Origin of the sequence: Paracoccus sp. KR1-242, from assembly GCF_049446195.1 — a bacterium.
Lineage (GTDB): Bacteria > Pseudomonadota > Alphaproteobacteria > Rhodobacterales > Rhodobacteraceae > Paracoccus > Paracoccus broussonetiae.
This window is the reverse complement of the sequence record NZ_JBMSED010000001.1, coordinates 313,504-338,090: the sequence shown is the minus strand read 5'-3', so window position 1 is coordinate 338,090 and position 24,587 is coordinate 313,504. Positions and strand designations below refer to the sequence as shown.

Here is a 24,587-nt window from a genome sequence, read left to right as displayed (position 1 = left end):
GCATTGGGTGCAGGTGGTCGAATTTCAGAACGCTGAACTCTCGTCCAAATCACATCATCTTCACCCCATTCTCTGAATGCGCTCGGGCAATACCGCGGCTGATGGAGAGCGCATACCAGTGTTGGGAATCGAGAAGAGCATCGACCGCTGCCGCAATAGATCTTCCGGTGCAATATAGCCTACCCCTGATCGAGGCTTCTGCCTTCCGGCCGCAGCTGCGGAAAGACTATCGTGCATGACCGGAACTCGGATGGTTTTTCCTTCCAGAACTTCACGGATGGACAGGATTTGCACTGCTGGGACTGGACCAATGGCCATCTCCACTGTTCCGGCAGAAAGCGCTTCACGTCGCATTCCATCGGTGGGTTCGTGAGCGCAGATCATCACGGCGACTGCTGTGTGGTCGTGCGTTCGCTCACGCTCGCGCCGCAGCGTGCCAACTAAATCACGCACCATTCCTGGATTGAGGTTCCGGCCCGCTTTTACAGAGACGATTCCCCGACTATCGGTCGTGCGATCAGCCATGAAGAAGAAACTGCCATCGATACCACCGTCACCGCGGGATCTACCGGAGTGCATTGCGCCGATCCGGTTGACAGCCCACTCTTCGAACTTGAAGGGATCGGCCGCCGCCAGCCATAGTGCGCCCTCAAGCGAGGTGGGAATGCCGTAGACGTCAAAATCAATCCCCGGAAAGCTATGTCGCAATCGGTCACTCACTACGGTCATGGCCTGCACGGACACGTCAATCCCGATCCACTTCCGTCCAAGACCGTGGGCGGCATGCAGCGTCGTGCCACAGCCGCAGAATGGGTCTAGAACCACATCACCGGTGTTCGAAGATGCGTCAATGATGCGCTCAAGGAGGGCCAGCGGCTTCTGAGTAGGATAGCCCAGCCGCTCGCGGGCCTGAGAGCTTAGCGGCCCGATGTCGTCCCAGAGGTTCTGCACCGCGTGACCTCTACTCTCATCTTCGAACATTTTCAAACGGAGTGCGCCGTCGGACTTAACTGGAAAATGGAGCCGCCCCTCTCGATCATATTTCCGCAGTCGTTCTTCGTTGCACGACCAGCCATTCCGATGAGGCTGATAGGTGACGCCATTACTTGCTGTGAAAGGGAACTTGAGATTGGGCCGATCGCTCGGATTGCGGAGCGTCACCGACTGCCATCGACGTCCAGAACTCTCAACATTCGGATATTTCCGGTGCAGTTCGTCGCTTGCCAAGGAGCGATATTGCGTGTGCCAAGTGCAGGAAGTCGTCTTGCTGTAAAAGAAGATTGTGTCCGTCACTGTGCCAAACGATCGACTGGCATTTCCATGCGCATAGGTTCGCTTCCAGGTGATATCGCCCCTGAAGCCATCCGCACCGAATACGCCGTCCAGCAATATCTTGAGGTAGTGGCTGGCAGTGGGGTCGCAATGCAGATAGAGGCTCCCGGTCGGTTTCAACACGCGATGCAGTTCCACCAAACGCGCCGCCATCATGACCAAATACGCGAGCATGTCACTGGGACCGAGCAAGCGGTGCAGCGCCCCGATCATTTCTGCAACGCGCGCGGTGGAGCGCAGCAGTTCACGATATTGAGCATCGGCGATTTCGCCCCAACTCCAGCTGTCTTCAAATGTCGCGATCTGGGCGTCCGACCATCGATTTCTGTCCGGAGACCGGAATAGCAAATTGTAGGTCGCGTTAGAATTAAACGGTGGATCGAGATATATTAGGTCTACGCTCTCGTCCGAGACGTAATCTCGCAGGATGTGAAGATTATCACCGAAATAGAAAGCGTTCCGCATGTTGCCCGCCCATCCCCACCCCGCCGCATGTGGTTAATCCTCCCCTGAAACGGCGGGAATATCTAAGATTTTTTTTAATGCCACAGGATGTGGAGCGGTGAAGATCCGTCCCCAAGATATGCGGATTTCAGCCGGCCGGGATGGCTTACATCGAAGGTCGATGTTGCCGGAACATCACATGGCATTGGCGCGATATCAAACCCGGAGCAGCCGGTCGACTTCTCGGCTCTCCCGCACCAGATCCATAACATGGGCACGCAGCGCCATGGCCTCTTTCGTGCGCTGCCCGTGCCGGAAATTCGGGTTCGCCGGTCCCGGTCCTGCGCCACTTCGGGCTCCATGCATCCGGCAGACCGTCCAGCCCGTCACCGCCGGATTGCAGCACCGGACGCCGGATCGCTTCGATTTTGCGGTGCAGCGCGGCGAACAGTGCATGGGGTAGATGTCAGCTTTTGGCATTGGCCCCTCCCCCGTGGTTAACGTTGCCGACGACCGCCTGAGCGCCGCTCTCGACGGTGACGCGCTCGACCCGCACGACCTGCTGACCCTTCGATCGATACCGTTTCAGGGACTCGACCTGGGCGGCATAGGTCCGCGCCAGCTTGTTCAGCGCCCGTTCGGCTGCGTCCTGCTGCGAGATGACGCTGGCATGGTTGAGCCGCCGTGCCATGGTCATGGTCGCCTGATGGATCGCCGCCATCTGCGTCAGCAGAAGCGCCTCGGTCGCGTCCTGCGGCTCCATGCTGTCGACAAAGCCCAGCGCGAAGTTGGACGCCTCTGCATCGATGCTTTTCCCTTGCGAGCCAAGAATGGATATCTGGCCCAAGAGCCCGTTCATGACCCCGTCGTTGCCGGTTGCCCCCTCAATGCGCTTGAAATCGCCTGAGATGGCGATTGTGAGGATTCCGCCTTCCTGCTTATCGAGGCCCATCTTCGGTGGAGACCGCTTCTTCGCCACCGCGGGCTGGGTATTGGCCCCCTTGGCTGGGACCAGGTCATTCGCGGCCGTCTGTTTGATGCTTTCCTGCGCCTTCATGGAAACCGTCCTTCAATCAGTTGCGGGATTTCGCGGCGGAACGTAAGATTCGCCAATGAGCATGGCCGAGGTGTTTACCGTCGTCATTGCCGCGAACATGGTTACGGTCGTGTTCCTCTATGCGGTCTGGCGGATTAAGAGGAATGAGAACGATTGGCCGGCCATCGGGCTTGCGGCGTTCTGTTGCCTCATCGTGGGAGTAGCCGGTTACGCAACTCTCCAGCCGACGTCGGCAGAGATGCCAAGCCAAGACCGTTCAGAGCATTCGTCACGCCAGCCCCTGCACCCGGCAAAAGTGGAAATGCTGCGCGAGCGCCTTCAAACGCATTGAGCGTAGCCAGCGCATTGGGGCGGGTCAGAACATCCGCGAGTTCGTTACGCGTAGCCGCATTGGCCCGTTGCACGTGCGATGGAGTTGCCCCGGTGAAACGCTGCCAAAAGCCCTGTGCCGTTGGGATCGGCTTCCCAAGACGGAAATCGCCAGGAGCGTTGGCGTCCTCAAACATCTGCTTGAACTCACCGCGCATCCCCGTCTTGCTGTTCCCGCCGACGGAAGCCCGCAGGCGAAGCGCAGATGCTGCCTCATCCAATGCCGTTTTGAGCGGTGGCCAGTCCTCCTTGAGCAGCATCTTCATCTTGTCTTGAGCGGCCCGGCCAGACAGCATCTGATACGACTTGTATGCCTCGCGGGCGTCCATGTTCGGGTCCGAGGCAATGGCTTTCACATTCGCAACGGCGTCATCGATGCTGACACGCAGGCCACGCTTTACCGCGGCCCGATCCACCTGCGACATGCCGTCAAGCGCCGCCTCCGCTTCGGCGCGGGTCACATTGTCGCGCAGCAGGGTTTCCCCCGTCTTGAGCGCCTTGATTTCGCCGATGATGTCGCCTGCCGTGTTGACGGCATAGTCGTATTCGGGAACGGCCTGCCCAAGATTGGTGCGGATATCCCGAGCGAGGTTCTTGAACGCCCCGCCCATCGTGGTCTGAGCGCCAAGCGCACCGGTGCCTTCGCTCGTCTCCGCAAGCCCGTCCAGCGCCCGCTTGATGTAATCCCACTGGCGAACGTCAGGCGGGTTCGTAAACGTGACCGTGCCGTCATCCGCGATGCTCGCCATGATCTGCGCGGACTTCTCGCCCTTCATCCGCATCAGTTTGTTGGCGTAGCCGATAACCTCTTGCGGAAGCCGGGGGCTGATATCGTCCAGAAGGGCGCGGCCTTGCTGGCTGGCATAGTCGATGGGCCGCGCATAGGCAGCGTCGTAGACGGCCTTGCGGGCGGGCGCTGTGGCTTGTCTTACATCCGCCTGCAAGCGGGCCGTGTCGCTGAACTGACGGCCTCCCGGAGCGCCGACATTGTTGCCGGTCAGGGATTGGTCCAGCGCGTCATTGAGCCGCCCACCAGCCGCCGTGGCGCGGTCATCAATCCGGCGCAGCGCCGTGCGCGCACCCTCGCCGGGGGCTTGCGTCACGAAGTCCAGCGCATTGCGAGTGGTGGGGCCAGCGTCGGCAAGCATGGCATCCTGCCCGGCGTCGTTGATGGCAGTCCGCATCCGGGTCAGGTCGTCCATCTCCAGAGTGTCGGACAGGAGGCGTCCAGCCTTTTTGCTGATGCCAAGCGCATTGGCCACGCTACCAACGCCGCGGTGGTCGGCAAGCGCATTACGGCCCGCACGGTAGAGCGCTCCTGCGCCATGGGCGACGGCCGGCGCCACAGCGCCAACCGCTCCGCCCATAACCATATCCGTAAGGCCTGTCCGGAATCTCGCGTTGGGATTGTCCTCGCCGCGGCCGAACCCTCGCACGGCACCCTCGCCCATGCCAAAAAGCCCGCCACGCAGCATGTTTCCGGCCAGGCTCTCAGCCGCAAGGCCGGGACCGGTTGCCATTAGGGCTGGAACCGTTGCCGCGACACCGCCCGCGAGTTGTAGGCCGGCACTTTGGAGCGGCTTTTCCTCATCCATCGCCCGTGATGTTGAGCGCCATGCATCTCTGGCCTGGTCGCCATAAACAGCTCCGACTGTCTCGTCCGCGTAGCTGCCGACGAACGGCACGCCTTCCACCGCTTTCAGTGCGCGCGCCTTCACAGGATTCTGGTCGATGATGCCTTCATTCCATCCCGACATGGACACATCAGCCGGGGTCGCACCCTCCATCAGCTCGGCGATCTGCTCCGGGTCGCTGGTGCTGTAGTTCGGGCTGCTGAACACGCGTTTGCCGTCCGATAGCTCCCAGATCGTGCCGCCGTCTTTGGTCGACGCAATTGCCCGTCGACCGCCTTGCGGATCCTGCTTGGCGGGCGCGAAGTCAGCCCACGGGCCATCCTCTTGCGCCGTCTGGGGTTGGAAATCTTCCCACGGGCCGCCCATTACTGCTTCTCCCAGTTGGCCTGGTCTGCCGGATCGCCGCCCTTGAAGCGGTATCCTTTGCGCACCTCGCCAACCTGCGGGGCCTGCGAAGCGCCGCCGCTGATCTTGTCCTTCATCTTGTTGAAGGTTTCGTAGGGGTTGCCGAGCGCCGCCATCTTCTTGTCGGCCTCCTGCCATGTGATTTCCCCGCGCTGCGCTTGCATGGCGATATCAGCCGCCGCGAGCTTTTGGCGCTGAACGGACTGGAGCGTTTCGTTGATGATGGCGTTGCCCTCGGGGGTGCGGGCAAGGCTCGGCAGAGACGACAGGAATTGCTTGGCGTCGAAATCAGACGATCCACCAGAGCCGGGGGGCCGCATCGCCGGGGCCAATCGGTCAACGATGGCCTGATAGGACTGCATCTCTGATAGCCCATCGATGCTGATCCCTGCCATTTCCGCATAGGGGCCGAATCGTGTCATCAGTTCCGCGCCCTTGCCGGTGTTGATCTGCCCCGCCAGTCCAGCGAGTGCTTGCAGGTCGCCAATCAGCCGCCCGGCGTTCTGCCCATCGGTCACGACATCACCAAGGCGCGTTGCAGCAAGTTCATCGCTCTTTTTGGTGAAGGCGCTGCTGTTGCCGCCCATATCGATAACCGTTTGCGGGGCTTCCCCACGCAGCGGGGTTCCCTCCGGCAGATATCCGGCATTGATGTCGGCTTGCACCCTGCCCGGCCCGGACATGGGCGCGGCTGGCTGCATCCCCTTCAACTGCTCTGCAATCGTCATATACCCACGCGCGATGCTCTCGCGGTTGTCAAACTGGCCGACCAGATCCGGCTGACCATTCTGCGTCATGAACTGGTCCCAAGTCGCGGCGTCGGGGATGGCGAGGCCTCGCTGCACTGCCTGTTCGATTGCGGCAACCTGCGCCTCCCTCTGTTGCTGTGAAAGGGTCGCCGCGTGCTGCTCCAGCTTGAACTGCCATTCCTGATCGGCACGGTCGTCTGCGCGGCTCTGGCGGGCGTCCAGACGAGCATCGCGGCCACGCTGGTAGTTGCGCTCGTTCAGGCGGTCAGCACGCATCTCCGCGCGATCTGCGGCCCGCTGCTGGTCGTCCTGAATCTGCCGCTGCATTCCGAACGCAGCCTGCGGGTCATATTGCGCCAGACCGGCAAGGGCGTTCTGGTCGCCAGCCAAGAGGTCTTGCGCATTGTCGCGGTAATAGCCTGCCAGAGCGTTCTGGCGCTGCTGGTCATTCGCGCGGGCTGATGCCTGATCCGCCATCGCAAGGGTGTTGACGAAGTTCGGGAGATAAAGTTCTGCCATGCTTACACCAGGGGAATAGGCGCAGAAAGCGCGTTGGTGGGTCGACTGCGGCGCAGCGGCGTATAGGTCATGGACTGTTCCCAAGCCTGCTGCTGCGCGGCGTTTGGATACCCGGCAAGTGCATTCTGCGGGGCGAAAGCGTTGGCCGGCTGCCCTGTCTGTGGATCTTGGCCTTGCGAATCCGGGGTATAGGCATTTGCCAAGGCATTGCCGTCGCGGCGGAAGCCAAGCAGGCTGTCAGGGCTGAAACTCGCCACGCTCACGCTGTCGCCTTGGTTTCCACCGAGGACGCGGATTGTCCCGTCCGGGTTATAGCCTTCGAAGAACCCGACATGACCCTGCCAGCCGTTCGGATCGCCGCGGGAAAACACGGCTATATCGCCCTGCTGCGGCTTATCCACCGCCTGCCCCCAATCGAGATAGGAGCGAGCATTCAGCTTGCCGGTGCCCTGCCCGCCGGATTGCGCCAGCGTGGCGTTGACGAAGGCCGCACACCATGCCGTGGTTGCGGGGTCGAGGTTCTGACCGCCGGTGACGAGATAGTCTTGCAGCGCGGCTTTCTGGTCGCTCTCGTTCAGGCCAAGCTGCTTGCCCGCGAGTTCGAACGCGTTCATCCCGTTTTCCCCAGCCCTGATTGATAGCGCCAAGCCCCTAGTGCGTTGTTCAGGCCGTTGTTGAACGAACTGGCGCTGTTGATGTAGCTGTCCGCGAGGGCGCTTCCCGAACTGGAAAGCAGGTTTCCGGCGCTGTTGGCAAAGTTCTGGCCGGCGGTGCCGGTCATAGCCGCGCTATTCTGACCCAGGCCAGCCAATCCGGTTAGGCGATTCAGGTAATTGCCATGCTCGGTGCTGGCGAGACCATGCCCAAACTCGGTCAGTTCCTCCATCGTCCTGCCGCTGTTCAGCCCACCACGCGCCCCCGCCAGCGCGTTGACCGCTTTGGTGCCCTGATCGAACTGGAACTTGTAGCCGGGCGTTTCTTCGAACCCACGGTATGCCGAGCTTCCAGTCGGGTTGGACCGTGCCCAAGCCTGCGCCTCTTCCAGCGTGTTGAAGGTTTGCCCGCCGACACGGTATTGCGTTCTGCCCGGCGTGGTCGTGTCGGGATTGCGGTTGAGATAGTAGTCCCGCGTATCCTGATTGCCAGTAGCTCCTGCGCGGAGCCGATCCAGCAGAGATGGCCCGCCCGAGGAAGTGCCCGGCGTGGTAATCGTTTCAATGCGCGGAGCCTGACCGCCAACACGTGGCGCTGGACCGAGACCAAGCTCATACATCAGGGCCTGCAATCCAACGCCGCCGGCATCGCGATAGCCCCCCAGATCTGAGCGGGTCTGGTCATACATCTCACGTTGCAGGGCTAAGGCCTTGTCATTGGCGTCTGTCTGGGCGCTCGCGGCTTTCTTGGATGCAGACGAACCCATGAGGCCGCTCGCGACCGATCCGCCGATAGCGGCGGTTACTGGATCAATGCCCATTGCGGTTCTCCGAAGTGGCTGATGACGAAATCGCCATTGCTGGCTGTGAGTGTCCCAATTGGCACGAAGCCGACGCGCCGCATGAAGGCGAGCGCATGGCGAAGATCTGTGCGCGTGAAGCCTATCAGGCTCGCGGGCTGCACGGTGTCCCAATGCATGCGCAGGACGTTGCGGGCATGTTCGACGAGGTTGCCCCAGCCCTCCGGCTTGACGGCATAATCAACGATCCAGACGTCCCGCAAGGGGCCGGGATGCGCGGCGCCACAGAATGGCCCGCTGGCGTAATACATAAACGGCTCGCCGGGCAGGTTGTCCGGTGCGGCCCCGTAGATCTGCTGCGAGGGATGCGCAAAGAACTGGGCTGCTTCTTCGACCGATATGCGACGGGTCAGAGGGTCTGCGGCCAGCCCCGCGAGGATGGAGGACACAGACGGTTCCTTGGCTGTCGCCGAGGTATTTTGATCGGTCAGCATAGCCCCATACCGTTACCGCCAGTTACGGTATTATATTACCTCATATCACGACGAATCTCAAGATTTATGCCCTCCCGAGGGGCGGCAAATTTGCGAGTTTGGCCAGGGGGGAAAGGCTGTTGCGCCAAGCGGAAAAGAGCGCTGCTGATCGCGCGGCACCTACACGGCATTGAGGAGGAATACTCGCGGGACCCTCTTGCTGGACGGCCGCGTATGGCATGCCCTGGTCGTCCAGAACCACCGCGAGCCAAGCCCTCTCCGACCAGTCGGAATGTGGATTGAACCCAGGGAATCCCGATGCCATGGCCAGTGTTACGGGTCGCAAGACCTCCGAACGTCCATTGCGCAACATGTCCGCAATGGCTTCCTGCAAGATTCCTATCAATGCGACGTTGCAGACCTGAACTACGCTCTCACCAACAGTAGCGAGGAAGCCTTGCGCCATTCTGGCCGCCGCTCGGTCTGCATGGTTGCGGACGACTTTTTTGATTGCTCTGTTCAAGATGTGCACCCTTTCGATTTCGCATTGCGTGAGAAGGCGGCTCTTGTGGCCGGATCGAGAGTTTTGAACGCCAACTGACGCAACGCGTCCCGTCGACCATGACTGTGGAATTCTGGGCTCAGGTCGCCGTATCGGATCAAAACCGCGAACCGGCAAAAGCCATCGCGGTCGATGCCGGAGGCAAGCCATGCTGCCGGCTGCATCCGTTGCCGTTCGAAGTCACAGATACTCAGGTCGGAATCACCAGAGACGTGAACATGCCCAAGATAGGCAAGGATTGTGCTGGGTCTCACGAACCCGGATTGGCTGGGGAAGGCCAACGCCGTTTCCTGATCAATGCGCTCGACATGATCCATACCACCTCTCCGCAGCACGACCTCGTAGACCCCACGCAGAGCCTCGATTGCCGCCGGTTCCCGCACAGGGACGAACTTGCCATCGTGAACGTCCTGGCTGTTCTCGGCCCAATCACGAGCAGTCTGAGCTGCTTTCATGGCCAGAGCATCGCGAAACATCCGACGCCCGATATGGCCCAGCCCGTCAAGATAGCCGCTCATCGTGGATCCTCCATGTGGACTTTGACGAGAATCATGCCCATGCCCTCGCATCCTGCGGGTCGTTCATCGCCTTCCAATCCGCGAAAGCACCCGCCACGCCCGGTCGGATGACCTCAGGGGAATAGCTGCGACCTGACCACGGGGCGGCAGCAGGTGACGGCGAGGCTGGTTCTGCGTCGAACTGACAAACTGACAATACTGACAGAACCTCGGGATTCGGGGTTTCCTTGGTCGGAATCGTCTGCATATCGGGGGTTTCGTCAGTTCTGTCAGTTCTGTCAGTTTGGCAAAGACCTGCGGTTGCCGCTTGGAGCCATCGTGTCATGCGTCACCTCGCACGGCAGGATTGACCGCATAGAGCCGCTTCGGCGCACCACCCTTTGGCCCGGGCGGAAGTTCGACATTGCGGATCAGATCGGCGGTTTCCAGAACTCTGATTGCCGGGTTGATCATCTCCATGTCCTGAAGGTGGGTTCGTTGCTTGCGCCGCACATCGCGAGCGGTGAAGCTCCGCCAGCCTTCTTCGCGGATCAGAGCCAGAAGCGCGCGGGCCGAGCGCTGCGCCGGATTTCCAGCGTTCTCCGCATAGGCGCGCTTCGCCATAGGCAGGAGATAGGCTTCGACCAGATGCGCCGCCCTGCCAAAATGGTTGATGGTGATTTCCTGCGGCTCCTGGGCTTCTCCCGATGCCCATTCCATCATCGCCAGCACCAAGGACAGCCGCACGGCCACGCCGGGCAGTTTGCCGATGAAAGAGAGCATCAGCCCTTCCGTGCCGACTTCCCATTCTCGAACGGCCTGCCGGAAGCTATCCAGAAGGTCGCGTGCATCATTCGTGAAAGGCACGAACCAGGGGCGCCGCTCCCCGCGCTCGTCGGCAGGCATCTGCAACGTCAGCAACCGCGTGACAGCATTCTCAATGAAGGTTTCATCATGGAAAACCTCGGGGCGCTTCACGGGCGCAGGGTGCGGCCAGACAGGCATCAGGCGGGCCAACAGACCATCATCATCCGACTTGATCAGCAGGCTACGAAGCCGGTCGGGCTGGATACCCCCCACCACGCCCAGCGTGAGCCTGTCGATATAAACCGGATCACGCCCCATGCGCTCGACCGAATAGGCACGGCCCCCATAGGCTTCCAGCCAGAACGGGCGATCCGAACCGCCCCCAGAATAGCGGCTCATGCCCTGCAACCATCCCGCCAACTCGTCGCGGGCCAGTAGAGTGCCGCGCGGTTGGCTCGACATGATGACCGCCAGCTTTTCGACCGTGGCATCGGATACAGCAAGCCGAGGCATCACAGGCTCAGGGCCGGGGTTGGCCGAGTCCGGGCGCGCGGGCGGCTCGTCGCCGACTTTGATGGCTGCCTTTACGGCTTCCTTCCACGTGGATTCCGCCAAGCGGGCAACCTCCGCTTTCGCGCGCCAATCGTTGATATCGCCCTGCGCGGCCTCGCGCATCTGACGTTCGGACTTCTTGAGAGGCATCAGGACGGCATCAAGACCAGGGCTTTTGCCTGCTGACGGGTTTCCGATAATCATGAACCACGGCACAGGCGGTTCTGCCCAACCCTGCCAAGGCGATGCCCAGCGGGTGTTGCCAATCAGAGAGCCGCAAACTGACAGAACTGACGCAACCACATAATCGGGCGGCGCGCCCTTGCAATCGGCGGCTTTGCGCATCCAGTCTGCCCAGCACGCCGAAAAGACCTGTTCCAAGGGCAGCGCAGGCGGTTCCGGTATTTCGCTGCTCAGCAGACGTAGATCGGCATCCGGCCATTCTTCCATGAAGGGAACTGCGGCGGGATGTAGCTGTTCGGGCATCGCGTTCATGCAGCGGCCCCTTTCTTGTTCAGGATATCGTTCCAGTCCCGTCCCTCGGGGGCTGGAAGAAGGCTGACGGTCCAGCCCAGGGCGCTGGCGCGCTCGGCCAGCTTGTGCGCGGCAGATCGACCCGGCTCGTCGCCGTCACTGGCAATGGTCAGGCGCCCGGCACGGGATGGTAGGTGCAGCCCGGCAATCCCGGCGCAGGACAGTGCCGCCCAGATCGTCGCGGGACGCCCCAGCAAACCGCTGGCGAGGCTCAGAGCGGTTTCGATACCCTCGGCCACCACCAGCGGCCCCTGCGTCTCAACGAGTCGCACAGCCCCGCCTAGCGCCGCGCCGAGCATGGCCTTGGGCGGGTCCAGATCCGCCTTGCCGCTGCCGTCCGGGCGCAAATAGGTCCGATGCACCGCCAGCCGGGTCAGCCCCTCGATCCGCGCCACCATGGCGGGAGCGCGTTGGGCACTCGGATGCCAGCAATCGGGATGAAAGCGCAGGCTTTCCGCCAAGGCACAGGTGATGCCCCGGCCCCGCAGATAGGTTTCCGCGATGGTGCCGACGATCGGCTGCGCCTCGGTCCAGCAGGCCCGCGCGCGTTTCTCCGTCTGTATGGCGGCGGCTTCGTCCTCGGCCTTGCGGCGGGCAATCTCGGCCGGGCTCAACGGCTCGGGGCGATAGTCGCCGGTCATGGCGCCCCGCGAACGCAGGGCCTCCAGAATGTCGGTAAAGGCGCAGCCAGTCTTGCAGTTCAGCAGCAAACGCCCATCGGGGGCGTCGGCGAGCGACAAGGACGGCTTGCGGTCGCCGTGGGCAGGGCAGCAGGCAAGGCCGTAGCGGCCATACCATTTGCCACCCAGCGAGAGCGTGAGGGTGCGGGCATCAGTCACGACCAGCACCCCAGATCAGGGAAGCCATCAGGGCGGCGCGGTCGTAGCTGATGCCATAGCGGATGCAGAGTCGCGAAATGCGAAGCCCCATCATGCAGCACCGCCTTTCCGGGCCTTGCCCAGAGTGTCAAGGACCGCCGGCAGCAGATCCAACCGAAAGGCGAGCCCCTGCTTACCGGGGCGCATCTCGTCGGTATCGTCACGATACCAGACGCGGATGTTGATGATGTCGTGACCCTTGAAGCTTTCCGCGGTGATGCGGATTTCCTCGCGGCTGTTTTTCGCAATGGTGCCCAGATCCATCATGCCGCAGCCTCCCGGCCGGGGATGGCGCTGGATTGAAGAACGTAGCGGGCATGATGGCCGGGAAATGGTCCGTCATGGTTCTCATGCAGGGTCTCGATGCTGACACCGGCCTGCCGCAGTTTGAACACGTAAGCGGACCAGCGAGGGCCGGGATGCGTGATCGGCGTGCAGCCCTTGGGACCGGCTCGCATCAACTCCTCAAGAGCCCAGCGGTCCCGGCCTTTGACGACGACGACACGCGAAACCTGCGCCCCGTCGCTCACCGTAAATGCCCTCGCGGGCCATTGCTTTTCGAAGGTCATAACCTTGCCTTTCATCTTGCAGGCAAGGGCGTCGAACGCTATATTCGTGGTATCCCAATACCGCCAAACGAATGCGCCGCCACCCTGAATGCCCCGGGGTGGTGGTTTCGTTATGCGGCTTCGGCACGCGCAGCTTTTGCGCGCTCGATAACCGCAAGGATTTCGGATTGCGGCCAGCGCGAGGACGCGCCGATTTTGATGGGCCGAGGCACGGTGCCGTCCTTCGTCAGCCGCCAGAAGGTGGTCTTGCTAACGCCGAGCGCAGCAGCGGCATCTTGGTCTCTCAGGAGCCGTTCAGAAGTCTGCATTTGGTCAACCCTCGCACTGGTTGGTTCTCGTTGCGATGGGTTGATGCTGATTGAAACGATGCGCGCGCGCAGGGTGAGCACCTTGAAGTGTTTCTAACCCTTCTGTTTCTTAACGGGTATTTCTGGGATAGGTGGCAATCCGTCTAGTTTTCCCACTCCCGCTTCTCGCAGCCATGTGCGAAGCGTCTCCATGTCCAAGTCGGGATGCTCGTCCAGATATTCGCGCATCGCGCGCCCGCGAGACCAGCCGTTCATTCTGGCCAAAAGCCATACTGAATTTGCAGCCTCCAACCGCCTTTGCCCGTCCAGCCACAAATTGCGCCGGCCAGCATTCCGCCTCAAGTGCGAGACGAGAAAAGAGCGCGCTAAAGGCCCTATGGCCTCGCCAGACTCAATGAGGTCAATCAGAAGGGTCGGATCCCCCTGTTTCGCAAAATGCACCGCCCTTTGCTCGGTGCCTTCCCGAAAAAAAACGTCCATCCAGTCATCTTCTGGAATGTCGGCTGTCACGCTGCCCCCGCCTTGAACGGAATGACCTTGGTCGACTTCACCGGACGCGGGCCGGTCACCACCGCCGCCCAGTCGTTCAGGATGCGCTTGCGCTCAGGCAGATACTGCGACCGATTGTAGACGCGAGCGACAGCGCTGGGCGCCGATCCGGACGCGGCGTGGTTCAGTATCCGGTCAACCACCGTTTCCAATTCCCCACGACTCGCCATCTCAGTGGCAAATGCGGTTCTCAGGTCATGCAAGGTCCAGTGTTCGAAATCCTTTCGCAGGTGCTCGTCCAACTGCCTCTTGAGGCTGCTAAAACCTGAGAACGGCGCCTTGTCCGTCGTGGTGAAAAGGAAAGGCGAATCACTGATGCCGCGGCGAGCTTCAATCTCTTTCATCGCCGGACCAGAAAGATGGGTGATATGCGCCTTGCCATTCTTGGTGCGGCGACCTCTGAGTTCGATCCAACTTTGTTCCGCGCTCACCTCATCCCATGTAAGTCGGGCAATCTCGTTCTTGCGCTGGGCGGTTAGAATGAGGAGGCGGACGATGCCCCCAGCGATATCCGACAGCTTGAACGTCGCATCCCAGATTTCGTGGACTTCCCAAACGGTCAGGACGCGGTCCCGCGAAACTTCCTTGCATGCCTTTTCAAGCCCGACGCCGATGTGGTTCTCGATATATCCCCGCTGCCAGGCAAATTTCGTGAACTTGGACAGGTAGGCTTTCACGCGGTTCGCCTGCACCTTTGCCCCCGTTGCCGCCTTGGCGTCGATGATGCCCTGCAAGGTCTTCCTGTTCAGGCTGGCAATGTCACGGCTGAGATAGGGCGCCATAGCAGCCAACAGCGATTGGCGCACTTCACTGCCTGTCCGCAGGTTCGCGAGGTGAAGGGCATCAAACGCCTCTAGCACCCTCTGAACGCTGGTTGCTGAAAGTTCCGCCTGGACCTTCCGTTCGGCTTCCCTCTCCGCCTCTGCAATGCGGTCGAACCCCCGAGTTGCCTCCAACTCAAGTTCCAAAGCCATAGCTCGGGCCGACTTGATAGACGTCTCGGGGTAGGTGCCAAGCGTATGGGTGCGCTTTGGCCCACCCTTAATGCGCTTCTCGAAAATCCAGGTGCGCTTGCCGCTGGGGATTATCCGAAACCTCAGGCCCGGCCGCGCGACGTCAGAGATTTCGACGCGCCCAGTCTCGGGCGCTTTGAGGGAGCGCAAGAGCACATCACTGATCGACTTTTTCATACCCGCCACCCCATTCCCCGGAACTACCCGAGAACATCAAAGCTAGCGGACAGCTAGCGGACATTCTCGACGGCATGGATTGATACCGCTTGAAACAAGATAAGACGGGATGGAGAAAATTGCAAATCTCTGAAAAGTTTGCGAAAAACTTTATGGCAAACATTCTTGAAACGACATGGCACGGGATGAAATCGACTGGAGATTTTCAGAGCAACAGACTTTTAATCAGTGGGTCACAGGTTCGAATCCTGTTGGGCTCACCACTATATCTTCCCCCGGAAGATTGGCACAACGGCTGATGATAATGTCAGCCAAGCGTTTGTCCAGACATTATAATTCGGCCTTCGGGCCAGCCTTTCAGCGCTGGACGCTTTTGCGTCTTCGATGATCTCATTCGGGCATTCGCGACCAATGCGCCGCTTATGTCGCTTGTCCCGAAGCTGGCGCGGCGGGGCCGGAAACCGGCCCCGAAACCCGACCCGTCACAGGATGAAATCGTCCCGATTCAGGTTCACCAGCCCCGCAAGTTCGATCTGGAAATCGGCCCGCCCGTCGTGGTTCAGATCGCCATAGACGATGGTCCGGTCATGGTCCGTGCCCGTGACATCGAACTGGCGAAAGACCACATCTGCCGTCGTGGCCGAAAAATTGCCACCGCCGCGCCAGACAAAGGCCTGGTCCCCGGCCAGCGCCGGATTCGCATCGATCCGCGACAGGTCGATTTTGTCCTGCCCATGGGTGAAATCCAGGATCAGGTCACGATGACCCGCACCCGACAGCGGGTTCAGCGGGCCGTTGTTGATATAGCCGGAATAGCCCGGCGCGGAATCCTGGACCGAGGTGAAGACGAAGCTGTCATGGCCCGCGCCGCCGCGCATCGTATCGACGCCCGCTCCGCCGATCAGCACGTCATTGCCCCCGACCCCCAGCAGGACATCGTTCCCGCCGCGACCAGACAGCGTCTCGTTGCCCGAACCGCCAACCAGCCGGTCATTCCCGGCGGTGCCGGTCAGCCCCTCGACCACATCCGTCACCGCGATGCGCAGCGCATGGCGTCCCTCGGGGCCGGTGCCGATGGTCGGATCGTTCAGCAGGACCGTCACGTCCAAAGCGGGATTGGTCTCGAAATCCAGCGCGGCCCCGGCACGCAGCCAGACCCCGCCATTGCGGATCTCGAACAGACCCGCATCCGCGCCGGTCAGCGACAGGTGGTTCGGCCCGCCATCCGGGTCGGTCACGGACAACGTCGCAACCCTGATGCCCGCCGCGGTCGACGCATCCTCGGCCAGGCTGCCGACCAGTGGCGAGACATGCAGCACCGGCGCGTCATTCACGGGCGTCACGTTGAAGCCAAAGCTGCGCGCTATCGGGACCGAGCCGTCCTCGTTTCCATCCTCGACCAGCACCCGGAACGAGGCGGAGTTGCTCTCGGACCCGTCATGCAGAAAGCTGACCCGGCCCGCGGCAATATCGGCGGAGGTAAAGCTGGCCGCGGCCGCGCCATTCACCAGCAGCGCGCCATGAACCGGGGCCGAGACACGGAACACCACGCCCGCGCCGCTGTCGTCGGGATCGCTGAAGCCGATATCGGCAGCGGTCAGGACATAGCGCCCGCCTTCGCGGACAGTCGCGTGCAGGTCTCCGATCAGGACGGGGGCATCGTTCACCGCCGCGACATTGAAGGTCAGCCGGTTCGGCGTCGGATCAAGGTCGACCCCGCCACCCGCCGTGCCGCCATTGTCCTGCACCTGAAAGGTCAGCGAGGCATAGGGTGCCCCGTTGCCATTCGCCGCGGGCCGAAACACCAGATCACCCGCGGCGATATCGGCGACGGCAACCATCTGCCCCGCCGTGACGGCGACGCCATCCAGCGTCAATTGCCCTGCCCCCGGCAGGCCGGTGATCCTGACCGCCGACAGCGCGTGTCCGTCCGGATCGCTGAAGCCGAAATCCGAAACCACCAACGCGCGGCTGCCGTCCTCGTTCAAAGAGAGTGTGTGGTTGGCACCTGATGGGGCGCGGTTTACCACGTCATCATTCACGATGATCGCGGTTGCCGCGCCCTCTGTGGCCGAGATCCTGCCCTCTCCATCGGCATGGGTCAGGGTAAGCGTCAGGCTTTCATCTGCCTCGAATTGCGAATCTGGAACAATGGCGACGCGGACGATGGCCGATTGTTGTCCTACCGCGAAGCTGACCGTCGCTGCCGGCGCGACATAGTCGGAACCTGCGGTCGCGCTGCCGCCAAGGGAAAAGGACACGCTCTCGGCTTCCGAGGTGGCTGTGCGGGTGATGGTGAACTCAAGATAACCGCCCGAACCGGTGGCCGTACCTTCATTTGCCGAGGCCGCGGTGACCGAATAGGTCGCCATGGTGTTCAGCAGGATGGTGCTGGTATTCGAACCGAAGTTCGATGTCGCGATATCAAGGTCGCCATCGCCATCGAAGTCCGCAAGCGACAACCCGCCTGGAGAGATTCCGACAGGAAGCGGCAGGCCGCTGGCAGGCGTGAAGTTGCCTGCGCCATCGTTGAAAAGAATGCTGATCGAGGAGGAGCCGGAATTGGACACCACCATGTCCAGATCGCCGTCCCCGTCCAGATCGCCAAGCTTGACGTCATAGGGGTTGTTTCCGGTCGCAAAATTGACAGGTGCCGCAAATCCGCCCGTGCCATCGTTGCGCAGGACCGACACCGAGTTGCCGCTGAAGTTGACTGCGATCAGGTCCGCCCTGCCATCGCCGTCCACGTCGCCCACGGTGATGCCCCTGGGCCCCGCCCCCGTCGCCGCCGTAACCGGGGCGGCAAAGGTTCCGTCGCCGTTGTTGAACAGGATCCCGATCGAGTTGTTGGAATTGTTGGTGACAGCCAGATCAAGGCGTCCGTCCCCGTTGAAATCCCCCAACGCCATCTGGACCGGGCGGCTACCGCCCGTCGTCAGCGGAGAACCTTGTGCCGCCGCAAAGCTGCCATGGCCGTCATTCAACATGACCGACAGATTGTTCGACGAATAGTTTGCGGTGACGAAATCAAGATCCCCGTCACCGTCGAGATCCCCGACGGCTATGCCGCGGGGACCCGTTCCAACAGCGGTGTAAGACGTAACGAAGCCGCCGGTGCCGTCGTTCATCGCAATAGTGACGCCATTGCCCGCAAGATTCGTGGCAAGGAAATCGATATCGCCGTCGCCATCCAGATCGCCGGTGACAACTGATCGCGGGGCATCGGTGGCAGGCATGAGGCCGGTTTGGGCAAATGCCCCGGTTCCATCGCCCAGCAGCACCGAGACATTGTCGCTGATGTAGTTCGCGACGAGCAGGTCCAGGTTGCCGTCACCATTCACGTCGGCGACCGCGTTGCTGACCGGGTTCGTGCCGGTCGGATTGGTGGTCATGGTCCGGAAGATGGCCATGTCAGACTCCTTCGCGCGGATGTGGGGTGGCCATGATCCGGTCGGTCCCGGACCGGATCTCGGGGCGGATTTCCCGCCTGATGTCGTCGTTGCGGAAACCTATGGCCTCGGCCATGCGTGTCCGTGGCAGGACGGCCGTGTCGTACAGCTCGGTAATGGTGTGACCGAAGCGCAGCCAATGCTCGACCCGGCCCGAGGTCAGGTCGACAACCAGAAGCCCGCAGCGTGGCGTCGCGGATTTCCGGGCAAGGCGCTGGTCAAGCTCCAGCCCGGAAAAGCTGCCGCCATGACGCGGCAGCGAAAGGCCGATCACTGCATGGTTGCCGCTGAAGGCCAGGCCCCGCGCGAAGCCGGGGCAGAAGCACAGGGGCGTAAAACTGCCATCCCGCAGATCTATCTGCCCGAATTCCCCCGTGCCCGAATTCAGCAGCCAAAGCCTGCCACGATAAAGCCGCGGCGAATGCGGCATGGACAGACCCGCCGCCGCAATCTCGCCGCTGTCGACATCGATCACCACGCCCCCTGCCTGCCGCTGGTCACGCCAACCGTCGGCGACATCAGAGGTCCCGACAGCAGTGACATAGGCAGGGCGCGTCCCGTCCATCGCCAGCCCGTTCAGATGGCAGCGATCCTCGGCCACCAGCGCACTGATGAACCGGGGCATCCACAGCGGGCGAAAGGAATCGCGGTCGCTGATCGTGGCAAGGCAATTGCACAGCGTGTTGACGAAGATCGGGCGCGGCGCGCCGTCGATCTGGGTCATTGCGATGTCATGCAGGTCGATCTGCCCGGTTACGCGTCCCTCGACCGGGGCGAATCTGCGATCGGCGCCCCCCGGCATCGCGTGGCCCTGCTGCAGGACATTCTCGAACCGCCAGAGCATGAAGGCGCTGCTGGTCCAAAGGCTTTGCCCGTCGGTCCACAGACCCTGGCAGTTTTCGATCAGCCTCTCATGCGCACGGATGCCGCCATCGGGTTTCCGCCCGACGAAGAACAGCCGCCCTGCCTGATAGGTGGTCAGCGCAAGCGCGATGTCCTGCGTTTCAAGCCAGTCCGAGAAGCCGGCCGAGCAGGTGACAAGCGGCTCGGGATTTGCCGCATCGACGCCCCCTGCCGGAGCGTCGGGCAATGCCGCGGTCACGGTCATCAGAAATGCCAGTTCATGCCGACGCGCAGCACGTCGGCAGTGACCTCATTCTCGAAGCGCGGGAATGCGCCCGCCGGATCCTCGGCCGCGCCGGTCGCGCTCACGCTGCCGAAGTCGTAATGCAGCAGGCTGAAATCCAGGCTGCGGTTTTCGGCGATGCGCCATTCGACGCCCGCGCCGAGCACCCATCCCGACCTGCCGCCCCCGCCCGAGACCTCCATCATGGCGGGGGGTGCATGGTCCCGCGCGCCGACATCGATATCCCCTCGCGCATAGCCACCGGTGACATAGAACAGCTTGTCATCCTGGGCATAACCGGCGCGCAGGCGCAGGCTTGCGGTGTTCTTCACCTTGAAATCGGCGGTTGTATCGGCCCCGGCCCCCGGAAACGACACATCGCCGCCCGCATTCAGCGCGCTCAGGTCCATCGCCGCGCCAAGGATGAAGGCGCCGTCGCCGCCGTTCTGGAATTGCCGGTCGCAGCCCAGTGTCCCGCCCAGCGCCGCGCTGGTTCCATCCGCAGAGACGGTATGGGGCGCACCGTTCCAACCCACGCCTGCCCCGGCAAACGGCCCCTCGCGGAACGGCTTGTCGGTGATGTCGGATTTGGCCCGCGCGACTCCAAGACTGACCCCGCCATAACAACCCGACCAGTCCGCGGCAGCGGCGGGCAGAAGACAGGCAAGAAAGGCGGTCGCCCCAAGGGCAGTACAAATGAAGTTGCGCAGGATAGGCCTCGCCGAAAGTGGACAATCGCTTCGGCGCAAGCTAGCGCAACTATGGCGTGTAGATGGTTAATTGCTTCGCCCAAAATGCTATCCAAATGGACAACTTTTGGCTGAAATTGTTGAACTCTCTTCGCGCCGAACATGCATCCAGGCGTCAACCCGCTCCCTGGCCCGTCGACTGGGGACGAATCGTGATGGGCCACCACCCCGCCGGCGGGGCGCGCGTCCGGTTTCGTCCGGCTGGAAAGGACCCGGAATCCGGGGGCCTTCCCACCCGACGCCCCGCTCTGTTCTTGCGCATGAGGTCCGGCTATGGGTTCATTGTCATTCCCTGGCGGCCCTCCGCCCTGACAAGATGAGAGGCGACAGCATGTCCCGAATCCTTCCCTTCAGCGGCGCCGCGGTCCTGGCGCTGGTCTGTGCCCTGCCCGCAATCGCCGACGATGCCGGAACCTGCGGCACCGTGCGCCTGTCCGATCCCGGCTGGACCGACATCACCGCAACCAACGGCGTGGCGCGCGCCGTGCTTGAGGGGTTGGGCTACAAGCCCGACATCAAGACCCTGTCGGTCCCGATCGGATACGAGGCACTGAAGAACGCCGAGACCGATGTCTTCCTGGGCAACTGGATGCCCGCGCAGCAGAAGTTCCGCGATGATCTGGAAGCCTCGGGCAAGACCGAGGAACTGGTCCAGAACCTGACCGGTGCCAAGTTCACACTGGCCGTGACCGATGCGGCCGGATCGTTGGGCATCAAGGATTTCGCCGATCTCGACGCGCAAAAGGATGCCTTTGGGGGCAAGATCTATGGGATCGAACCGGGCGCGCCCGCGAACCAGTCCATCGCCAAGATGATCGAGGATGACAAGTTCGGCCTGGGCGATTGGGAACTGGTCGAATCCGGCGAACAGGCGATGCTGGCGCAGGTCGCGCGCAATGACGCCGCGGGCAAGCCCTCGGTCTTCCTGGCATGGGCGCCGCATCCGATGAACGTGAACCTGAAGATCACCTACCTGTCGGGCGGCGACGTGGAATTCGGACCGGATTACGGTGGCGCAACCGTCCACACTGTCGCCCGCAAGGACTGGGTGGCGGGCTGCCCCAACGCGGCGAAGCTGTTCAAGCAGCTGACCTTTACCGTCGACCAGGAAAACGTGCTGATGGGCAAGATCCTGGACGACGGAGCCGATCCCGCCGATGCGGCCAAGGCCTGGATCGCGGACAACGCCGAGGCGGTGGCGAAATGGCTGGACGGCGTGACGACGCTGGACGGCAAGCCCGGCGCAGAAGCGGTCATGGCCTCGGTGAAGTAAGTGACGCGACCGAATATCCTGATCGTCATGGTCGACCAGCTGTCGGGGGTGCTTTTCCCCGACGGCCCGGCAGACTTCCTGCACGTGCCGAACCTGCGCAAGCTGGCCGAAAGGTCGACGCGCTTTTCCAACGCCTATACGGCAAGCCCGCTTTGTTCGCCCGCGCGGGCCAGTTTCATGGCAGGCCAGTTGCCGCGCCGGACGCGGGTCTATGACAATGCGGCCGAGTTCGCATCGGACATCCCGACCTATGCGCATCACTTGCGCCGCGCGGGATATCAGACCTGTCTGTCGGGCAAGATGCATTTCGTCGGCCCCGACCAGCTGCACGGCTTCGAGGAACGGCTGACCACCGATATCTATCCCGCCGATTTCGGCTGGACCCCGGATTACCGCAAGCCGGGCGAGCGGATCGACTGGTGGTATCACAACCTTGGCTCGGTCACCGGCGCGGGCGTGGCCGAGATCACCAACCAATATGAATATGACGACGAGGTCGCCTATCACGCCTGCCGCAAGCTTTATGATCTCTCTCGTGGGGGGGACGAGCGGCCCTGGTGCCTGACCGTCAGCTTTACCCACCCCCACGACCCCTTCGTGGCGCGGAAGAAATACTGGGATCTTTACGAGGGCATCCCCGAACTGGAGCCGCCCGAAGCCGTCCCCTATGACGACATGGACCCGCATTCGCGCCGGTTGATGGACGCCTGCGACTGGCGCGGGCTTGACGTGACGCGCGACCACATCCGCCGCGCGCGGCAGGGCTATTTCGCGAATATCAGCTATGTCGACGACAAGCTGGGCGAGATCCTGGACGTGCTGGAGCGCAGCCGGCAGGAGGCCGTCGTGGTGTTCCTGTCCGATCACGGTGAAATGCTGGGCGAACGCGGCATGTGGTTCAAGATGAGCTTCCACGAACCGTCGGCGCGGGTGCCGCTGATGATCGCCTCGACCGAAATGACGCCGGGACGGATCGCGACTCCGGTTTCGACCATCGATGTCCTGCCCACGATCTGCGACCTCGCGGGCATTCCGATGGATCAGGTCATGCCCTGGACCGACGGCAGCTCATTGGCGCATGGCGCGGAACAACGGGGTCCGGTCGCCATGGAATATGCGGCCGAGGGATCGATCACGCCCCTGGTCGCGCTGCGGGACGGTGACTGGAAATACATCGCCTGCCTTGCCGACCCCGAACTGCTGTTCAACCTGGCCGACGACCCCGGTGAGCGCGTGAACCGCGCGACCGATCCTGCCGCAGCCGAGGTGCTTCAGCGGATGCGGGACGTGGCAGCGCAGCGCTGGGATCTGCCCGCCTATGACGACGAGGTCCGGCAAAGCCAGGCCCGCCGCTGGGTCGTCTATGAGGCCTTGCGGAACGGCGGCTATCAGGCATGGGACCATCAGCCTGTCCAGCCCGCGGGCGAGCGCTACATGCGCAACCACATGGACCTGAACGTCCTTGAGGAATCCAAGCGCTTCCCGCGCGGGGAGTGACCATTCAGTCGAAAAGGTCCAGCGTCGCGGCCAGATCGCGCCAGTCGAGGGTGAAGACGGTGTCATTGCCCTCGGCCACCAGCAGGCCGTAACGCTGCCCCAGCCGGTCGCTCAGCTGCTTCAGCGTGGCGGCGACCCGGTCGGGGGGCTGGATGGGCAGGATCGCTGCATCGGGCGGCGCAACGATCATCCCGTGGACAAGCTGACTGCCTTCGACGCCGACGATGGCGCGCGCGGCGCCGCACGCTTCGATCAGCTCGTCCACGCTTGCGGACAGGGGATCAAGGATACGGAAGCCCCGTTCGGTCGCCAGCCGCTCGGCCAGTTCGCGCTCGTTCTTCAGCAGGCGCAGGTCGCCCCCGGTGCCGCGGATCAGGAAGACGCCGGGAACCGGTTCGGGGTGGCGACCGGCCAGCAGCTTCAATCGCAGTTCATACTGGCGGCGCCATTTGTCGGGGTTGTTCGCCAGGTCCGAAAACACGATCAGGTCGTCGAAATGCACAGCAGCGGGCATACGCATCGGATCGACGCCCAACAGCTCCTCATAGCGCGCGGCATGGCCGCCAACGGGCGGAGGCGGCGCCGTGGTCAGTGGCTCTCCGGTCCGTTCGGCCAGCGGCCATGCCACCAGCGCATCCATCAGCCAGCTTCCGAACCAGCGATTCGTGTTCCAGCTTTCATACAGCGCGCCGCTGGCCGTCTGCCGGGGCCGGAAGGCCAGCCCCAGCCGGTTGCGGCGGCTGCGCAGGTGCAGCTCGGCCCCGTCGCGGTAAAGTACGCCGTCGACAAGATCGACATTGCGGAAGCGCCAGCCCAGGGTTGGCCCCTCGCGCACGTCGCCTTCCAGCGTCAGGGCGTTGACCGTATCCGCCAGCGTCGCGAAGACGCTGGACCTGATCCGCTCGACCTGACCCGGCAAGGACAGGGCGGGTCGGATATGCACGACGCCTCCCGGTGCTTCTTCCCAGCTTTCCAGCGCACCGGCCAGGAAATCCGGATCGGGCTGGCCAAGCAGCCTGCGCAGGCGAGAGCGATAGGGACGAAGGGGGTTCGGCATGTCGGGGCAGTTCTCTTGCGGCGAGGAGAGATTGGAACGCTAGGGGCGGTCGGCGGCGCGCCCTTCGACAAGAACGGGGGCGAAGAACCGCTTGCTGCGCCGCCCCGCCATCAGCGGGTCGATCAGCGCGACGCAGCGGCGATAGTGGTCCGTGGCCCGGTGCGCGTCCAGCGCGGCCTCGTCCTCGAACAACTCATAGACGGAAAAGCTGTTCTCATCCTCGGGATCGCAAAGCAGGTCGAAGCGGATGCAGCCGGGTTCGGTCCGCGCGCCTTCCCAGTTCAGGCGGAAGGCTTCGACAAAGGCGTCGCGCTTGCCCGGATGGACCTCGATCTGGACAAGCTGGATCAGCATCTGCACCTCTGGGCCAAGTGACGGGATGGATGGTTCGGGTGCCATTTGGCACCATCGAACGGGCCGGTGACAAGCCCGGATGCGCCCAAGGGAACGAAATTCCCTTTCCGACGCGGCAACTTGCATCTTGGGGAACAGCTTGGCGCCTTTGGGCGTTCCCCCGCCGCGGGGCCGCGAAACTCCCGCACTTCCATCAACAAG

At 62.5% G+C, this 24,587-nt stretch carries 22 protein-coding genes; 2 read left to right on the top strand and 20 right to left on the bottom strand.

The features are described from left to right. Positions 1-60 precede the first annotated feature (60 nt). The 18 genes from ACO2Q4_RS01610 to ACO2Q4_RS01525 form a co-directional block, all read right to left on the bottom strand. On the bottom strand, positions 61-1,797 hold the full coding sequence (locus tag ACO2Q4_RS01610; protein WP_423316862.1) for a DNA methyltransferase: 1,737 nt from the start codon (positions 1,795-1,797) through the stop codon (positions 61-63). Between the two features lie 445 nt (positions 1,798-2,242). Next, positions 2,243-2,833, bottom strand: coding sequence for a hypothetical protein (locus ACO2Q4_RS01605; RefSeq protein ID WP_423316860.1), 591 nt, complete (start codon positions 2,831-2,833; stop codon positions 2,243-2,245). A 188-nt stretch (positions 2,834-3,021) separates the two neighbouring features. Continuing rightward, positions 3,022-5,202, bottom strand: a complete 2,181-nt coding sequence (locus ACO2Q4_RS01600) for a hypothetical protein (RefSeq protein WP_423316858.1) — start codon at positions 5,200-5,202, stop codon at positions 3,022-3,024. Next, complete coding sequence (locus ACO2Q4_RS01595; RefSeq protein WP_423316856.1) at positions 5,202-6,509, bottom strand: hypothetical protein; 1,308 nt, start codon at positions 6,507-6,509, stop codon at positions 5,202-5,204. Before ACO2Q4_RS01595 ends, ACO2Q4_RS01600 begins: the two co-directional genes overlap by 1 nt. 2 nt (positions 6,510-6,511) lie before the next feature. Then, positions 6,512-7,123, bottom strand: coding sequence for a TIGR02594 family protein (locus ACO2Q4_RS01590; RefSeq protein ID WP_423316854.1), 612 nt, complete (start codon positions 7,121-7,123; stop codon positions 6,512-6,514). Then, positions 7,120-7,983 carry a hypothetical protein gene (locus ACO2Q4_RS01585; RefSeq protein WP_423316853.1) on the bottom strand — a complete coding sequence of 288 codons (864 nt, stop codon included), beginning with the start codon at positions 7,981-7,983 and terminating at the stop codon, positions 7,120-7,122. Before ACO2Q4_RS01585 ends, ACO2Q4_RS01590 begins: the two co-directional genes overlap by 4 nt. Continuing rightward, the gene (locus ACO2Q4_RS01580) at positions 7,965-8,456 is read right to left on the bottom strand and encodes a hypothetical protein (RefSeq protein ID WP_423316852.1); all 492 of its coding nucleotides are present in this window, start codon (positions 8,454-8,456) and stop codon (positions 7,965-7,967) included. Before ACO2Q4_RS01580 ends, ACO2Q4_RS01585 begins: the two co-directional genes overlap by 19 nt. Before the next feature lie 498 nt (positions 8,457-8,954). Continuing rightward, positions 8,955-9,515 (bottom strand): hypothetical protein, encoded by a 561-nt coding sequence (locus ACO2Q4_RS01575; protein WP_423316850.1) that lies wholly within the window; start codon positions 9,513-9,515, stop codon positions 8,955-8,957. A gap of 321 nt (positions 9,516-9,836) precedes the next feature. Continuing rightward, positions 9,837-11,348: a YfjI family protein gene (locus ACO2Q4_RS01570; RefSeq protein ID WP_423316848.1), complete on the bottom strand. Its 1,512-nt coding sequence runs from the start codon at positions 11,346-11,348 to the stop codon at positions 9,837-9,839. Continuing rightward, on the bottom strand, positions 11,345-12,226 hold the full coding sequence (locus ACO2Q4_RS01565; RefSeq protein ID WP_423316846.1) for a DUF7146 domain-containing protein: 882 nt from the start codon (positions 12,224-12,226) through the stop codon (positions 11,345-11,347). Before ACO2Q4_RS01565 ends, ACO2Q4_RS01570 begins: the two co-directional genes overlap by 4 nt. A gap of 90 nt (positions 12,227-12,316) precedes the next feature. After that, on the bottom strand, positions 12,317-12,532 hold the full coding sequence (locus ACO2Q4_RS01560; RefSeq protein WP_423316844.1) for a transcriptional coactivator p15/PC4 family protein: 216 nt from the start codon (positions 12,530-12,532) through the stop codon (positions 12,317-12,319). Continuing rightward, positions 12,529-12,834, bottom strand: coding sequence for a winged helix domain-containing protein (locus ACO2Q4_RS01555; protein ID WP_423316842.1), 306 nt, complete (start codon positions 12,832-12,834; stop codon positions 12,529-12,531). The genes ACO2Q4_RS01560 and ACO2Q4_RS01555 overlap by 4 nt, the downstream gene beginning before the upstream one ends. Before the next feature lie 110 nt (positions 12,835-12,944). Next, positions 12,945-13,142, bottom strand: a complete 198-nt coding sequence (locus ACO2Q4_RS01550) for a helix-turn-helix transcriptional regulator (protein WP_423316840.1) — start codon at positions 13,140-13,142, stop codon at positions 12,945-12,947. A gap of 93 nt (positions 13,143-13,235) precedes the next feature. Next, a complete protein-coding gene (locus ACO2Q4_RS01545) occupies positions 13,236-13,652 on the bottom strand; it encodes a hypothetical protein (RefSeq protein ID WP_423316838.1) in 417 nt (138 codons plus the stop codon). Continuing rightward, positions 13,649-14,881 carry a tyrosine-type recombinase/integrase gene (locus tag ACO2Q4_RS01540; RefSeq protein ID WP_423316836.1) on the bottom strand — a complete coding sequence of 411 codons (1,233 nt, stop codon included), beginning with the start codon at positions 14,879-14,881 and terminating at the stop codon, positions 13,649-13,651. The genes ACO2Q4_RS01545 and ACO2Q4_RS01540 overlap by 4 nt, the downstream gene beginning before the upstream one ends. 482 nt (positions 14,882-15,363) lie before the next feature. Further along, the gene (locus ACO2Q4_RS01535) at positions 15,364-18,291 is read right to left on the bottom strand and encodes an FG-GAP-like repeat-containing protein (RefSeq protein ID WP_423316834.1); all 2,928 of its coding nucleotides are present in this window, start codon (positions 18,289-18,291) and stop codon (positions 15,364-15,366) included. Position 18,292: 1 nt separating this feature from the next. Next, entirely contained in the window at positions 18,293-19,438 is a 1,146-nt protein-coding gene (locus ACO2Q4_RS01530; RefSeq protein ID WP_423316832.1) for a TIGR03032 family protein, read from the bottom strand. Beyond that, complete coding sequence (locus tag ACO2Q4_RS01525) at positions 19,438-20,205, bottom strand: outer membrane protein (protein ID WP_423316830.1); 768 nt, start codon at positions 20,203-20,205, stop codon at positions 19,438-19,440. The genes ACO2Q4_RS01530 and ACO2Q4_RS01525 overlap by 1 nt, the downstream gene beginning before the upstream one ends. A gap of 331 nt (positions 20,206-20,536) precedes the next feature. Here ACO2Q4_RS01525 and choX point away from each other — a divergent pair, with 331 nt between their 5' ends. Continuing rightward, complete coding sequence (gene choX / locus ACO2Q4_RS01520; RefSeq protein ID WP_423316828.1) at positions 20,537-21,478, top strand: choline ABC transporter substrate-binding protein; 942 nt, start codon at positions 20,537-20,539, stop codon at positions 21,476-21,478. Continuing rightward, positions 21,479-22,975: a choline-sulfatase gene (betC, locus tag ACO2Q4_RS01515; protein WP_423316827.1), complete on the top strand. Its 1,497-nt coding sequence runs from the start codon at positions 21,479-21,481 to the stop codon at positions 22,973-22,975. Between the two features lie 4 nt (positions 22,976-22,979). Here betC and ACO2Q4_RS01510 read toward each other — a convergent pair whose 3' ends face one another. Further along, a complete protein-coding gene (locus ACO2Q4_RS01510; RefSeq protein ID WP_395135720.1) occupies positions 22,980-24,032 on the bottom strand; it encodes a glycosyltransferase 61 family protein in 1,053 nt (350 codons plus the stop codon). 39 nt (positions 24,033-24,071) lie between these two features. Further along, positions 24,072-24,431: an antibiotic biosynthesis monooxygenase gene (locus ACO2Q4_RS01505; protein ID WP_311761481.1), complete on the bottom strand. Its 360-nt coding sequence runs from the start codon at positions 24,429-24,431 to the stop codon at positions 24,072-24,074. Between the last annotated feature and the right edge of the window lie 156 nt (positions 24,432-24,587).